General features: G+C 68.7%; 1 protein-coding gene. It reads left to right on the top strand.

Features of this window, described 5'->3' with window-relative positions:
• A partial coding sequence (locus DX909_RS29360) for a DUF1553 domain-containing protein (protein WP_128548879.1) occupies nucleotides 1-425 on the top strand: 425 nt, incomplete at both ends.

The raw sequence follows: 425 nt of genomic DNA, 5'->3' as shown, positions 1-425 counted from the left end.
CACGTTTTCGAGCGCGGCAACTGGCTGGTGAAAGGCCGGGAAGTGAAGCCCGACGTGCCTAAATCGCTGCCGCCCCTGCCCGCCGACCTGCCCCGCAACCGCCTGGGCCTGGCCCGCTGGATGGTCAGTCCCAACAACCCGCTCACCGCCCGCGTGGCCGTCAACCGCTTCTGGGAGCAGCTTTTCGGCACCGGTCTGGTCGAAACCGTCGAGGACTTCGGCACCCAGGGCCTCCCGCCCACCCACCGTGAACTGCTCGACTGGCTGGCGGCCGAGTTCATGACCACCGACCAGTGGAGCGTCAAGAAAATGCTGCGTCGGATGGTGCGGTCGGCCACCTACCGGCAGTCCTCGAAGGTATCGCCGGCGGTGCTGGAGCAGGACCCCTTCAACCGGCTGCTGGCGCGGGGGCCGCGCGTGCGGCT

The organism is Larkinella soli (assembly GCF_003703975.1).
Taxonomy (GTDB): Bacteria; Bacteroidota; Bacteroidia; order Cytophagales; family Spirosomataceae; genus Larkinella; species Larkinella soli.
Note: the sequence above shows the minus strand (reverse complement) of the source record. Positions and strands in the feature narration are given on the sequence as shown.